The 14,647-nt window shown below is 51.2% G+C and carries 10 protein-coding genes and 2 pseudogenes; 7 read left to right on the forward strand and 5 right to left on the reverse strand.

Annotated elements, in window-relative coordinates; translation table 11 throughout:
* Window positions 1–221: 221 nt before the first annotated feature.
* Both H7F08_RS13430 and H7F08_RS13435 read left to right on the forward strand, forming a co-directional pair.
* Window positions 222–2,129 carry a CPBP family intramembrane glutamic endopeptidase gene (locus tag H7F08_RS13430; protein ID WP_193640803.1) on the forward strand — a complete coding sequence of 636 codons (1,908 nt, stop codon included), beginning with the start codon at window positions 222–224 and terminating at the stop codon, window positions 2,127–2,129.
* 15 nt (window positions 2,130–2,144) lie between these two features.
* Entirely contained in the window at window positions 2,145–2,981 is an 837-nt protein-coding gene (locus tag H7F08_RS13435) for a hypothetical protein (protein WP_024894726.1), read from the forward strand.
* 234 nt (window positions 2,982–3,215) lie between these two features.
* Here the strand turns inward: H7F08_RS13435 and smc are convergent, their stop codons facing one another.
* Window positions 3,216–6,671, reverse strand: coding sequence for a chromosome segregation protein SMC (gene smc, locus H7F08_RS13440; protein ID WP_193640804.1), 3,456 nt, complete (start codon window positions 6,669–6,671; stop codon window positions 3,216–3,218).
* Window positions 6,672–6,731: 60 nt separating this feature from the next.
* Here smc and queF point away from each other — a divergent pair, with 60 nt between their 5' ends.
* Both queF and H7F08_RS13450 read left to right on the forward strand, forming a co-directional pair.
* A complete protein-coding gene (gene queF / locus H7F08_RS13445) occupies window positions 6,732–7,157 on the forward strand; it encodes a preQ(1) synthase (protein WP_031569460.1) in 426 nt (141 codons plus the stop codon).
* A 12-nt stretch (window positions 7,158–7,169) separates the two neighbouring features.
* Window positions 7,170–8,576 carry an FGGY-family carbohydrate kinase gene (locus H7F08_RS13450; RefSeq protein WP_081577559.1) on the forward strand — a complete coding sequence of 469 codons (1,407 nt, stop codon included), beginning with the start codon at window positions 7,170–7,172 and terminating at the stop codon, window positions 8,574–8,576.
* On the opposite strand, the gene H7F08_RS13455 is transcribed toward H7F08_RS13450, so the two are convergent.
* Entirely contained in the window at window positions 8,573–9,355 is a 783-nt protein-coding gene (locus tag H7F08_RS13455) for a YdiY family protein (RefSeq protein WP_193640805.1), read from the reverse strand. The two genes, H7F08_RS13450 and H7F08_RS13455, sit on opposite strands and share 4 nt — an antisense overlap.
* A gap of 26 nt (window positions 9,356–9,381) precedes the next feature.
* The gene (locus H7F08_RS13460; RefSeq protein ID WP_024894719.1) at window positions 9,382–9,669 is read right to left on the reverse strand and encodes a tetratricopeptide repeat protein; all 288 of its coding nucleotides are present in this window, start codon (window positions 9,667–9,669) and stop codon (window positions 9,382–9,384) included.
* Window positions 9,670–9,926: 257 nt separating this feature from the next.
* On the opposite strand from H7F08_RS13460, the gene H7F08_RS13465 reads away from it, so the two are divergent.
* On the forward strand, window positions 9,927–10,907 hold the full coding sequence (locus H7F08_RS13465; RefSeq protein WP_050816054.1) for a cation diffusion facilitator family transporter: 981 nt from the start codon (window positions 9,927–9,929) through the stop codon (window positions 10,905–10,907).
* Between the two features lie 10 nt (window positions 10,908–10,917).
* Here H7F08_RS13465 and H7F08_RS13470 read toward each other — a convergent pair whose 3' ends face one another.
* Window positions 10,918–11,466 (reverse strand): AAA family ATPase, encoded by a 549-nt coding sequence (locus H7F08_RS13470; protein WP_010639133.1) that lies wholly within the window; start codon window positions 11,464–11,466, stop codon window positions 10,918–10,920.
* Between the two features lie 52 nt (window positions 11,467–11,518).
* Entirely contained in the window at window positions 11,519–11,785 is a 267-nt protein-coding gene (locus tag H7F08_RS13475; RefSeq protein WP_193640806.1) for a superinfection immunity protein, read from the reverse strand.
* A 615-nt stretch (window positions 11,786–12,400) separates the two neighbouring features.
* Here H7F08_RS13475 and H7F08_RS13480 point away from each other — a divergent pair.
* A pseudogene (locus H7F08_RS13480) lies at window positions 12,401–14,431 on the forward strand (quinoprotein amine dehydrogenase, beta chain-like protein); the annotation flags it as partial.
* Between the two features lie 70 nt (window positions 14,432–14,501).
* A pseudogene (locus tag H7F08_RS13485) lies at window positions 14,502–14,647 on the forward strand (ISL3 family transposase); the annotation flags it as partial.

Raw genomic sequence — 14,647 nt, forward strand, 5'->3', positions numbered from 1 at the left:
GTGCAGATCCAGGCGTTTCTCCTCCACCGTGAAAGTCACATGATCCACCAACCACGGCGGAACCAATCCTAACGCGAGAGAAAACAGCTCTTCAGGGACCATCAGCTAACTCCTATTCAGGGCACGACCGCTCCACAGCATTCTACCCCCTACCCACTCAATCTGACGAAGAGCCATTTGTTTTCATTCTTATTCTCTTGCTGGTCATCATTGCCGGAGAAATGCGGTTTTCAAACATTCCCTTAGCAGGGGCCTTTGTTTTAACGGTTTACGTGGCATTTTGGGCTGCTTTTTATGCGATTTTGCTCAATACCGGCGGAAGCCGCAGGAAAGACCGAAAATATTGGCAGGGATTTCCCCTGCTTCCAGTGTATCCCCTCATATTTTTCCCACCTGCCAGAGATGTTTTTTTAGCGATTCCCGCACCAGTGGATTCGGTTCTGGGAATTCTACTGCTTTTACTCATCGTCCTGCTGATGCGAAAAACGCCACGAGAATGGCAAGATTTTTTATCCGAATACCTGCACAGGCCCCAGGATATTCGCATCCAGAATATTCCGTGGCGTGCAATCTGGCGCTGGATGCCCGGCAACTGGCACAATCCCATCCTGGATACGGCGCGACGGCCGCAGGGAATCCTGGCGGTTCTTTTCATTCAACCCTTGTTCCCGGCTGCTCTTATTGCATTACAATTTTTGCGGGTTGGCACATCGCATTGGCCACAGGTTCTACCTTTTCTTCCGGTCATTTTTCTCCTACCTGTCTTATCATGGGGTAACTGGTCGGCACGGGCATTTGACTGGCAATATCTGACGCTTACCGGTTATTTTGGTGGCAATCACCAGCAGGCAAGTACGCACATTGTAAAAAGTTACGCTGCGCATACCAGCCTGCTGGCCCTGGTATTACTGTTTTGGCCGGCCCTTATTTTGATTCTTCTGGGATATCCTATTCTGCAAATCAGCATGATTTTGTTGATTTTGTATATGGGCATTCTGGTGCTGGCCTGGGCACCCATGGGTATAATCGGTCTGGGTTTTACCGGTATCCTGCAGCAAATCATCCTGCTTCTTTCTTTTGGGTTGGATGCTGTTCTGGTGTTGCGCAGCGCGCACTACTGGTTTTATCGCCACCTGATTCATGTGCCCTTTCACCTGCGCGGAACACTGGTTTTAATGTTTATGGCCCTTGTCAGTGTGGGGTTTGCCGCCTATCTTGCCCGACAACGTCTGAGTCGCAGTGACTGGAATTTATCCCAATTTTCTGCCCAAAAAATCCGGCAGACAGGACAAAAGTACACTTTATCGGCAGAAAACAACAAGCAACGGACTACCAGAAAATCTCTTAACACGCATTGGGGGCCCTGGGCAGCGATAATCCTCTTTCTGAGCTTTTTCTTCGGTCAGGCCATCATTGTCATTATTATGGTCATGCTGCGGGATTTCGTCGTCGGCGCGCAGTTGGGTATGCATTATGCCTTACTCCATGAAAAAATGCCGCCGCTTGTCCTGGAAAAGTCCTTACACCAAATCAGTACTACGTTCCGTATCTGGCTGGGCATCCTGAGCTATACGCTTTGTGCATTGGCGATCCTGATTTTTTTACTGATGAAATTTCCTCGGGAGGTCTGGCGCAAAGCTGAAGGTTTTGCCTGGCGCAAACCCAGTCGTCCAAATGCCTATCTGCTGGCCTTGATACTGGCCATTCTCATCGGTCTCATTGCTCATGGTCTTTTCCAGGTATTTCCTCCACCCAGCCATCTGAACCCGCGCGCATTAGGTCTCTTTGAGGGACTGAAAGGCTCAGGATTGAGGCACTACGTGGTCCTTTTGTTGCTGATTGTCATTGCGCCCTTTACCGAAGAAATTATTTTTCGGGGAGCCATATATGCCGGGCTGCGCCGGCGGTTTTCATCAGGCTGGTCGGCCCTGTTCGTCAGTTTGCTTTTTGTGTTAGCCCATGTACCCAGCAAAATCGAACAGTTTCATTACCCTCCGGCATTGATTATCATCGTCCTATTGGCAGCCGCATTAATATTTTTGCGCATCCGCTATCGTTCACTCTGGCCTGGAATCCTGCTTCATATGGTATGGAATGGCAGTGGCTTTCTGTTACTACTTTGGCATTGAAAAAAGGAACAAATCATGGACAGCTTTACCCCGATGCAGGCGGATAATACCACTTATAGCGGCGCCATCCGTGGTGGCTGGGATCTACTTAAAAACCAATTTAAAACGCTATGGCCGGCTTTACTCATTTTTATCCTCTTATTGGGAATAGGCTTTGCCATAAATTCACTACTCAATTTCAGCGCACCAACATACGTCCAGTTATGGCGATTCCCATTATTCTTGTGGATCACCTTGCTGGATATGGGATTATTCTACCTGTTAGCTAAAAGTCTCACCGCTCAGCCATGGCATATCGGAAACTTGTTTTGGGCATTCAAACGTGGTGAAGCCTGGTTACTTGCCTTGATCTACGCCACTATTGGCAGCGTCCTGGAGGCCTATTCGGGAATGCCTATAGTTCAGCCGGGGCAAAAGTTGCCTGCAGACTGGTTCATGCATCAGCAGATTTGGATAATGTTTATTCCACTCATGTTATTGGGCGCATTCTTTGGATATGTATTTATGCTGTATTCTGCCTATGGATTGAATGCCAAAATGTCCATAGGCAGCAGCTTAGGTATTTTTGGGGGAAAATTGAAATGGCTGTTTTTTCCATTTATTCTGGGCGCAATCCTGATCCTGGTATTCATCGGTGTTGGCATTTTTTTTGCTATATTTTTTGGCATTCTGTTTTTTCTGGTAAAATATCTGGGCTTTATGCTTGTAGGTAAAATCGTTCTCGCCCTATTGGGCGTGGTACTACTGATCGCATTAGAGGTGGCCATTCTTATCTGGACATTTGGTAGTATGCTGATTGCCACCGGTGCCTTGATGGATATGGGGTCGAGGCATAATAGATTGGTCCCCTAAGGCTTCCAAAAGCTGACCCAAAAAGGTTAATCCTAAAAACGGCAGTTGCCGTGGGTGCTTTTTGCTCCATTGTTCCTTGCCTGTTGTTCTACGGCTCATCCTGCTGTCAGGAGAGAACTCGCCCTGCGGGCTCAAACAGCTCTCCTGACGGGCGCAGGATTTCGCCAAGAACAACAACGGCGCGAAACAAAAGTCGCTGCAAAGCACCCACAGCAACTGCCGTTTTTAGGTTAATCAATTTGCTGCGTAGGATTCAGAATCGGCGGCGGCGGCCAACGTTTCCGCTACCGAGACCGGTACAATGCGAGAGACGCCGGGTTCGGTCATGGTAACGCCGATAAGTTGTTCGCCCACCTGCATGGTCAAGTTACGGTGGGTAACAATCAAAAACTGGGTTTGCACGGCCATTTCCTGGACTAAATGGCAGAAACGGCCCACATTGGCGTCATCCAGAGGGGCATCTACCTCGTCGAGCACACAAAATGGGGCTGGATTCAGCCGAAATAGCGCAAAAACCAGGGCAATCGCGGTCAGAGCCTTTTCTCCACCAGATAATTGCTGCAAACTGGCATTGCGTTTGCCGGGGGGTTGCGCGCGTAAAACCAGACCGGCATCAAGCAAGTCGTCACCCAGCAGACTCAGGGCTGCCTGACCACCTCCGAACAAAATGGCGAACAGGTTCTGCAATTCCTGATTCACCTGATGGAGGGTTTCGGAAAAGCGCGAGATAGTTTCCTGATCCATGGCGGCCATGGCCTCTTCCAGGCTATTCAGAGCCGTTTCCACGTCTTCCACCTGACTTAACAAATTTCCGCGCCGCTCCTCCAGCTCTTTTAATTCTTCTTCTGCCGCGAGGTTCACATTGCCCAGACGTTGTATGGCGGCAGCTATACGCGCCAGTTGTTCTTCCATAGAGCGGGAATCCGGGCAAGGCCCGGGGTTTTCCCCCAGATTTTCAGCCAGTTCTGCAGCTCGCAGACCATTTTCTTCCAGACGGACCTGCAAGGCAGCCATTTCCTGTTCGGTCTGCGCCAGGTTTTTTTGCAGATTGCGCAACTGGGTTTCCAGCGGATGACGCTGCTGCTCCAGAGTGCGTATTTGTAGATCTATGGCCTGTGCGGATTCCTGATGCTTTTGGACAATGGCTTGTTGTTCTCCAAGCCGATCCTGAAGGGTTTTCTGTTTGTCCTGCAAATCAGGAAGGGCTTGCTGTAGTGCCTCCAGATTCTGGCAGCTGAGCGCAATGGACTGCATCAGTTGCAGATCCTGCTGCTGGAGATCATCACCGCGCTGTTGCGCTGCTGCCGATTCTGTCTGCAGTTTTTGCACCTGTAATTCCAGTTGCTGACGTTCTTCCCGCAAGCGCCCGTAGGTATTGCGCAATTCCTGAATACGGCGTTTGTCCTTATCCGCTTTTTGTTGCGCCTCGCGCAGTTGTTTTTCCTGTACAGCCCAGTTTTCTTCTTCGTCGGCAAAAGCCTTGCGCAGCCCGCTCAGGCGTTCCGAGCTGGCGGTTTTTTCCGATTCCAGACGCTGGGCTTCCATTTGCCGCTCGGTCCGTTGCTGATCTTCCGATTCCACCCGACTGCGTAAACGGGCGACAGACTCCCGTTCCTGTGCTAGTTCCCGGCCAAGTTTCTGCACTTGTGCTTCAGCTTCGCGCAGGGGTATTTGCAAAACGCGAAGAGCCTCTTGGGCTTCATTCAGCGCTGTTTGCGTGGCAACGGCCTGCGCCTCGGCGGCCGTCATAAGCTGCTGGTTATCTTCCAGTTCCCGCCGACATTGCAGCAGGCTGGCTGCGTCTTCCTGTTCGGGAAAAGTCACACCCATCGCATGCACAATGACTCCCAGCGGAGTTATCCAGGCTTCCCCCGCTCCCAGCTCATGCCGCTTGGCCATGGCACTGGCCAGGTCGGGCGCGGTTCGCAAGCCCCAGAGCCAGTCCTGCATGCCTTTTCGTAACCTATCAGGAATCTTCAGCATCCTCAGCAAGGCATCTTCAGAAAGGCTCGTCAGTTCTTCGGCAGATTCCCATAAAGTGCTGTGCTTCACGCTCTGCTCAGGCGCAGCAAGCACCCGGGCATGAAGGCGATCACCGAGCACCCGTTCAATGGCCGCCTCCCAGCCCTTGCGAACCTGCAAACAATCCATCAACAACCCTTGCCCGGATACCCCCGCAGGACTGGATTTTTGCAGGCGTTGCAATAGGCTTTCGAGTGCCTTGTGGCGGGCCTTGCACTCTTGCAACTGGCCCTGGGCACTTTCACGGGGCTCGCGCAGGTTCTCAATCTGTTTTTGTTGTTGGGCCAATTCCTCACGCAAAGTTGCAAGATGCTGGGTTGCCGTATTCAGGTTCTCTTCCAGCGTTTGCACACGCAGTTCGGCCGCATCGAGAGCAGGGCGTTCTGATGGTATTTCCTGAACAAAACGCCCCAGGCGCCTATCCATATCCTGTAAACGCGGCTCCAGCTCGCGGATCTGAGCCAGCAGCACATCACGTTTGCGGCGCAAATCAGCAACCTTTTGCACGCCCAACTGTCGTGCCTGTTCCTGCTCTTCAGCCTGACGCTCTGCGGCCTGACGGGCTTGGCGAGTTGACTCCTCCTCTGTGCTTAAGGCTTCACGACGATCCAGCAAAACCAGAAGGCGTTCTTGTCGTTGTTTTTCACTATCCAGTTGGCGTTGTATTTCGTCCTGGATTTTTTGCTGTTGGTTCTGAAATTGCGCCATTCCCGACTGAACACGCTGAATCTGAGCATGATGTTCTTTCAGTTGATGATCGGCTTCACTGAGATCCGCCTGAACAGCATACAGACCGGCCTGGGCGGCGCTCAGGCTGTCCTGACCGACCCGCGCTTCCTGTCGCAAGCGCTCCAGACCCTGCTCGGTCAACTGGCGGCTTTCTTCCAATGTCCGGTTTTTGGACTGTAATTCATCGCGGCGCTGATTCAGGACTTGTGCTTCCGTCTCCAGCATCTGCAGGCGTTCAGAAACCGCCCACCATTGCCATTGACGTTCTTCAATGCGCAAGGCCCGCATTTTCCGGGCAGCTTCGGCCTGACGTTGCAAACGCTGCCACTGACCATCCATTTCACCGTGAATATCATGCAGGCGTTGCAAATGTTCCCGGGTTTCGGCAATGCGCTGGGCGGTTTCCCGACGCCTTTCCTTATAGCGGCTGATTCCCCCCGCCTCTTCCAGCATGGCGCGCAGATCATCAGGACGCGCTTCAATAATCCGACCAATGGTTCCCTGTTCGACAATGGCATAGGTACTGCTGCCCAAACCTGTACCCAAAAACAGATCACTGACATCCCGCCGCCGGCAACGCGCGCCGTTAATCCGGTAAAGACCGTCGCCCTTGCGGTCCAGACTGCGTTTGACACTGATTTCGGCCACTTCGGCAAATGCACCGGGCGCAGTGCCATCACTATTGTCAAAACGCAATTCCACACTGGCCTGGGAAGTTGCCGGACGACTGCCCCCCCCATTGGAAATGACATCGCTCAGGGTGCCGCCTCTTAATTGCCGGGCGGAAGACTCACCAAGCACCCAGCGCAGGGCGTCCACAGTATTGGACTTGCCACAACCATTGGGTCCGACAATCACTACCGGATTGGCGCTGATCTGGATGCGGGTGTTTTCGCGAAAGGACTTGAAGCCTTGAAGAATAATAGCCGAGAGGCGCATGAACAGTGGTTTTTAGGTATGATATCAGACTATTGAAACTTTCATGATGAGGATTAAGCCATGCCCAGTCAACCCAGCAAAAGTCTGGAACGATTTCCCAACCCCCATCCCGAGCGGGATTATGTGGTGCATATGGATATGCCGGAGTTTACCTGCCTCTGTCCACTGACCGGACAGCCCGATTTTGCGCACTTTATGCTCGATTTCATTCCTGACCAGCATAATGTTGAACTTAAATCCCTGAAGCTGTATCTCTGGAGTTTTCGCGATGAAGGCGCTTTTCACGAGGCCATGAGTAACCGGATTGCTGACGATATTATTCAACTGATTCAGCCGCGTTATCTGCGCCTTCTGGGCCGCTGGTATGTGCGTGGAGGCATCAGCACCGATTTGCTCATCGAACATCGCCAGCCCGGCTGGGATAACCCGGATATCCTCGGGCAGTTGCCCGGTGTGCAATGGACCCGGCAGCAGCCCGGTTACTGATCGGCGCCGGACATGCCCACTTATCTGGGAATAGATTTTGGAACGTCCGGCTTGCGCGGCGTAATTATTGATGAAAATCTCAACAAGATAGCCAGTGCCGCCCTTCCCTACCCGGGCTGTCCGTCTGAAAGTTTGACCGATAGCCAGGGATGGTTGCAGGGACTGGAAATGCTGGCGCAACAATTGCGATCCATTCATACCCGGGCCTGGTCTGCCATCAAGGCCATGAGTCTGGATGGGACCTCTGGAACCCTCCTGCTCAGTGACCGACGGGGTAATGTTCTGGGTCCAGTATTGGCCTATTCAGATCAACGGGCTGCAGCACAGGCACAACAGTTGAAACAGCAATGGCCAGAAGGGGGAATTTGTCTATCCCCTGCCAGCTCCCTGAGTAAACTCCTGTGGTTACGCTGTCATCTCCATAATTTTTCGGAGGCGCATTACGTACATCATCAGGCGGACTGGGTGGCTGCGCATCTCACCAATCACTGGGGGATTTCGGATCGGGGCAATGTTCTGAAAATGGGTCTGGATGCTCAACAGATGAAATATCCGGAGAAAATGCTCAATATCCTGAAAACTGCAGATATTGATCCGGCAATATTACCGAAAGTGGTGCATGAAGGGATCAGCATCGGCACGCTGGATAAATCATGGGCTCAAAGGCTGGGCTTGTCCACAGCAGTCCAGATTCGCGCCGGTTGTACAGACAGCGTTGCAGCGGCCACTGCGGCTGGTTTATATATGCCCGGCACAGCCCTGAGCAGCCTTGGTTCATCCCTGGCTTTCAAGGTCGTGCATGGCAAACCAATAAATACAATGGGTCTTTATAGCCATTATCTGGGTGATTTTTGCCTGGTTGGCGCGGCATCCAATGCCGGAGCAAGTATCCTGCTGCAGCATTTTCAGCGAGAACAAATGCGGGCGCTGGAATCCTCCCTTCATCCGGCATATCCCAGCGCTGCCTTGTTGTATCCTCTGGCCAGCAGCGGAGAACGCTTCCCGATCCAGGCGCCTACATGGCCGGGAAGTACCATTCCCAGCGGACAAAATGCCGAGACTTTTCAGATGTTGCTGGAAGGACTCAGCTATATTGAAGCCTGGGGCTATGACGTCATGGAAAAAGCGGAGGTGAGCATTCAGGGGCCCATAAAAACGGTGGGGGGTGGCAGTATGAATGCTGCCTGGATGCAAATGCGTGCCCACATTTTGAATCGGCCTGTAGAAATCACAGTGGACACTGAGGCGGCAAAAGGATCTGCTCTCATTGCTGCGGCTGCCGATTTGGGGGGCTTAAAAATATTAGGGCAGACACCCGTCCAACCGGGAAGAATATTTTATCCTGCAGCAGATGCCGTAGAGCGTTATGCACCTTATGTTCAAAAATTTCAGGAAAAATTTTCCCGACTTTCTGATTAAAAGTTATAGGCCAGATTGATAGTAGTCAAGGTATTCATCGGCCTAAAACCAGGTTGAACTTTCGCATTGTACGTTGCAATAAAGGCAAGACGCAGATTCAACGGTCCATATAACGGACTAACCACAGTAAAAATCGAATTATAGGTATTCGCTCCATTATCCGCCAAAATGGCATCTACGGCCTCTGATAAATGCGCATGTGGACTGAATTTCCAGAGATATTTTCCATAGAGACGGGCAATGGGATGCGTGCTATACACTCCACCAATAGGGTGGGATTGACGCACACCGGCACCCGCTTCAAGACGCAGATGAGAAACCTGATTCAGAACAAAAAAGTGTCCATAACCCAGGGTTTCGTCAGCACGAAAATAGTACCCGTCAAAATGGTTGCGATGATAATTGAGATTCGCAAACAAATATTGCTGCAGGGCAATGTCATAGCGGGTCTGGTTGCTGACATCCAGGCGATCGGCGCTGACTTCCCCTTGAGAAGTCGCGTAGTTATACAGAAGCCTGCTTTGGTTCGACCACAAACCGCGATGCCACAGCAAAGCATCATCGGTGTTCAGATTGAGTGCCTGGCTGGTTCCGGTACTGCTGCTCAGACCCAGACCAACCGTTCCGGACCATTCCGGCTTTTTCGCAAATTCACTTTTGGAAATCACTGACGGCGTCACATCCGGTTCATCGGCCATGGCCTGCACTGAAACACTGAAAAATGCCATGAAGGCCATGAAGGCCATCCAGGCAGGCCATTGATTAAACAGAAAACACATGAAAATTCCTTATTAACCGGCTGAAATTATACGGCTGAATCCAACAGGAGTTGGGCGCGGCTGGCTACTTCTGGCGGGCCATAGCGCGCGGCAGCTTTCCACCAGTGAATAGCCTTGTCTATATCGCGTGGTACTCCCCAGCCATGAGCATAGGCTTCACCCAACATGAGTTCCGCCTGAGGATTGATGTTGTAGGCACCTTTACGCCACCAGTGTGCGGCCTCACTGAAATTCTGAGCGACACCATCCCCCGCAGCATAAGCCAGTCCCAGACGATATTGATCCGGTCCATAACCATGCTCGGCCCCGGACATCCATTTCGCCAACACAGCAGGTGTAACTGCCTCAGTCGCGCTTGAAGCCAGCGGCTTAGTGCCAGGGGCTGCCGTTGCAGCTAATGGCAAAAAAAGCAGAGAGGCACTTAAAATTAAAACTTTTCCAGGCATTCCCGATATCAACTCTGACCTCCGGTCTAATGGAGAGTTGTCCAGACTAAGCTTTTTCCCTATGCTTGTGAAGGGTAAAAATCCATCCAGAGCATAATCCCTTGAGCGAAGCAAAATTCCCTTTGATACACCAGCATGATACGTCAGCGCGCTGCGAATCCCGACAAGATGGGCATGATCACCAGCATCCTCATTCCGGGCATCACCACGGCCATCACCATCATGCGCCCAAAAGTTTCGGGCGGGCCTTTTCCATTGGCATTTTCCTGAATGTGGTCTTTGTGCTCGCAGAAGCCGTATTTGGCGTGCTGGGTCATTCACTGGCTTTGCTCGCCGATGCTGGCCACAACCTGAGTGACGTACTGGGCCTGGTGATGGCCTGGGGTGCCAGCGCCTTGGCCTTGCGGCCTCCATCACAGCGCTACACTTATGGCTTGCGTAGTAGCTCCATTCTGGCAGCACTCTCGAATTCTCTGTTTCTGCTGGTTGTGACTGGTGGCATTGCCTGGGAGGCCATAGAACGCCTGCTTCATCCCAGCCCGGTAGACAGCCGGGTAGTCATTGCCGTTGCTGCCCTGGGAGTACTGATCAACACCGGTACGGCCCTGTTGTTTTTGTCCGGGCGCAAGGGTGACCTGAATATCAAAGCGGCCTTCTTGCACATGGCCGGGGATGCGTTTATTTCTCTGGGTGTCGTGCTGGCAGGAATCGTCATGCTGTTTATGCACTGGTACTGGCTGGATTCAACCGTCAGTCTCATTATCAGCGCCCTGATTATTCTGGCCACCTGGTCTTTGCTGAAAGAAGCTGCCCGCCTCGTTTTGCACGGGGTCCCGGACAATATTGATACTGATGCCGTGCGCCGCTATTTACGCGGCCTTCCAGATGTGGCGGCCGTACATGATTTGCATATCTGGGCCATGAGCACCACCGAAACTGCCCTGACAGCACACCTGGTTATGCCTCAAGGTTTTCCCGGCGATGGGTTTTTATCGGACATTGCTACGACACTCCGGGAACAGTTCGCCATCGTTCATCCTACCCTGCAAGTAGAAACCGGAGATACCGAACACCCCTGCGCTCTGGAACCAGAACAGCAGGTCTAAACAGACCCCCTCAAATCCCTTCAATAGCAGCCCAGTAGCGATCTTCCGCAACAATTTTTTTAAGATGTTCGCGCAGAGCTTCACCACCCACAGGATGGGTTCTGCCTTGATCCCGGCGCAGGAGATCCGTTAACGGCAAAGCCTGAAAGTACTTCAGGGTGAAATCCGTCACGCCCAACTCCCGTAACCAGGTGGCCTTTTTTTGTAGTTCCACGGCGTCCAGATGAGTATCTGCCATAATCAACACATCACATTGTTTGACTGCATCGTGAACCCGTTGCTCCCAAAGCCATTGTACCTTGCTTTCCCAGGCCGGATTCCATTCGCCCCAGGAAAAGGGTTGACCGGTCTCAGCCTCTTGCAAGGCCACCCGGATCATGTCCCGTTCCAGGATGATAATACGCAAGGCAGGATGCTTTGCCTGCATGGAAATTGCCCACGAGCTTTTGCCCGAAGCGGCTGTTCCGACCGTAAAAATGACCAGAGGGAATTTTTCCTGATCGACGGATGGGGCCGTGGCGTCCACTTTAGTTTTTCCCTTTTGCTTAAGCTCGCTCATTTTTTTCCTGAATAATCTGATAATACATTGAGAATTTTTTCATTATTGACAGCTAGCGCAACCAGGGTTCCTTTCTGACAACCGGATTTTCGTCAAAACGCTCAGCTTTGCCAGAAGCCAAAGCCCAAACCAGTACCGCTATCCAGACAAACACAGTCCAACCTAGAAAAACATTCAGCAATGAAATAGTCATCTGCTGCGGACAGGCCATTATCCAGGCCAGCAGAGCCGGTAACAAATACACACCCAGCATTACAATAAAGGCAACAACAAGCAGTGCAACAAAACCTGCAGGGCTTTCGGTCATCCACTGTAGCATGATGTAGGCCTCCTGGCAGAGACAATAGAATTGTACCGGAATTTTGCTCAGAAAGGGAGTGATTAGAACAACATACTATAATAATAAATTATATTAGAATAGAAAATATTATTTAAATTCCATCCAATTGATTAATATTATTTTTTTGAAAATTTCCACGATCATTATCTTTTGTAAGGAAAAAGTCATGAAATTGACGCAATAGTGTCACATTTCGTTGCTATCGTATCTGCGACAGTGAGGTATAGAACTCTCAGAAAGATTTTTGTATCGAGCATAGTTTGAGCATTGCATATTTTACATGGAGATAGCCACATGAACGTCGTAAAACATAATCTGACGCATAGCCAGCCGTGGTTGTCTGCCCATAGCGGAGTGATGATTTCAGACACGATGAAGCAAATTCCTATGCAGCGATCTTCTCTGCTAAGGAGCATCTTGCGCGCGTTGTATTGGCAACGCTCCCCGCAGGCTACACAAGAACATTCGCAGGCATACAACTCATTGAAAAGGGTACCGAGAAATTTTGTCCGGATGAGTGTTATCAGTAGTATCTTCGCAGGGCTGCTCTACAACTTGCCATCCGCCTTGGCTAACCCACTTGATCGACAAGTATTGAGTGCGGTTCAGCTTGACGCACAAAACAAAGCAAATTATACCGCCATCTTACCCACCGGACGCAGCGCAACACCGGTTGGTACCATCAACGGCACACCAAATTTCCCTACGATGGTAGCCGCTTATGGGGATGATGTTGCTGTGCTGGCTAATGGTGCAACACCTTTTCAAACTATTACATTTTATGACGGAAAGACGCTTCAGCGGATTGATCGTCTGGCCGCTTTTTCTAAAGTCGCACCGGCTCAAGCAATGGCTTTTGCAACTCCCGGCGGTAGTGGAATCGCTATCAATCCACAACATGCGGGTGCGGCAGGGGTGGTTTATGTGCCCGAGGAAGACGCTTCATTGAAAACTGCCCAAGCCAAAGCTTCACTTGCTGCTGAAAGCAATCCGAAAGTGATTTCCACATCCGTTCTCTCGCACAGCGACTTTTTCCAGGGATTGGCTGCAGGTCCGGATGGTACTTTCTACGCTACCGGGGGGAATTCGGATCAAGTAGTGGCTTTGCGCAACATTCAGGGAAAAATTACGGTTATTCATCAGTATTCCTTACAGTGGCAGGCTTTTCCAAAGGATCAGTATCCCTATCAGTATCAGGGCAACCACCAGAAGAAATATCTGTTTTATCCGGACTCTGTGGTGGTTGGCCCTGAAAATAAGCACCTCTATGTCACGGGCATGCTCGCCAATAGCCTGGCACGTATCAATATCGCTACCGGCAAAACCGAATATGTCAATGTCGGCGCTTATCCCTTTGCGGTGACCCTGGCCGACAGTGGTCAGCACTTGGTAGTCAGCGACTGGGCGGGTAACGGCGTTGTCGTTCTCAACCGGCAAAGCATGCAGGTTCTGGGCGAAATCCCCACCGGTCCGGCGGTCGGCTCCTCGACAGTGGCGGCGGGTGTGCATCCCACCGCAATGGTTGCCGTACCGAATAGTCCCAACGTTTTTGTCGCCGACGCAAATATTGACAAGGTGGTAGAAGTGGACACTAAAAATTTGCGGCCATTACAGGTAATAGATGACAGCCCTTATCCTGACGCTCCTCCGGGCAGCTATCCGGACGGGCTTGCCGTTGCCGATGGCAGACTTTATGTTGCCAATGCAGGTAACAACGATGTAGCGGTGTATGACATCCACACCGGGAAGCGTCTGGGACTGATTCCTACAGCCTGGTACCCGACCAGTCTGAGCATAGCGAACGATGCGCTGTATATCAGTTGCGCCAAAGGCCTGGGCTCCGGACCCAATCTGCAAAGCCAGTGGATTGGCAACATGATGCACGGCGTGATCCAGAAAGTGGCTCTCAAGGACATCCCGGCCCACCCTGCTGAATGGACAAAGACGGCTTTGCACAATGATGGTTTTACTTTGGAGCAGCGCAACGTCCGCAATAAGGAAAATGTCAAAACTACCGCCTATCTGCGTAAGCATATTCACTACGTTGTATTTATTCTCCGTGAAAACAAGACATTTGATGAGGATTTAGGAGATTATAAACCGGCTGGGAAATGGGCAGATCCGCATTTTGATTTATATAATCAGAAAGAATTACCGAACTTGTATAATTTGGCCGGACATTATGCCTTGCTGGCCAATTTCATGGCCGACGGGGAAGTCACCGCGCAAGGCCACCAATGGACTGATGGTGCCTCGGATTCAGATGTTGTTCAACGCCTGTGGCCAGAATATTATTCCAATCGTGGTTTGCTCTGGAATGCAGGTCCCGGCGGCACATCTTCTCTAAAACCCAAAGCAGCGGGCGCACACAATCCCTATGTTATTTATCAACCGTTGGGCGATCACACTAATCCATGGATCAGCTATCCTGAAAAGCTTTATTTATTTAATGATCTTTTACAGCATCATGTCAGTTTTGAGGATTTTGGCGAAAACGTGACACGTCGCCGGGATGGTGTCATTCGTGCTGGCTTGCTGCAGCACATGGATGTTCGCTACCCCTATTGGAACAGGATGATCCTGGATACAGACCGAGAGAAACTGGCAGAACAATGGCTCAAATCAGGCTCCTCGCTACTTGGAGTGGATACGAGGGTACGGTAGTCTTAGGGCATTGCTGATCTAGGGAAGGTTAATGATGGACGAAGACAAGCTGTTTACCTTGGCGTTGGGGTTGGTTCMNCCKTSSMTGGTGGACGATGTGACTTTCAAGCTGGAGGAGAAGCGGTTGGACCTGCATATCAACTTTCCCAAGGGAAGTCGGCTTGCTTGCCCTGTCTG

Origin of the sequence: Acidithiobacillus sp. HP-11 (assembly GCF_015100075.1) — a bacterium.
Classification (GTDB): domain Bacteria; phylum Pseudomonadota; class Gammaproteobacteria; order Acidithiobacillales; family Acidithiobacillaceae; genus Acidithiobacillus; species Acidithiobacillus thiooxidans.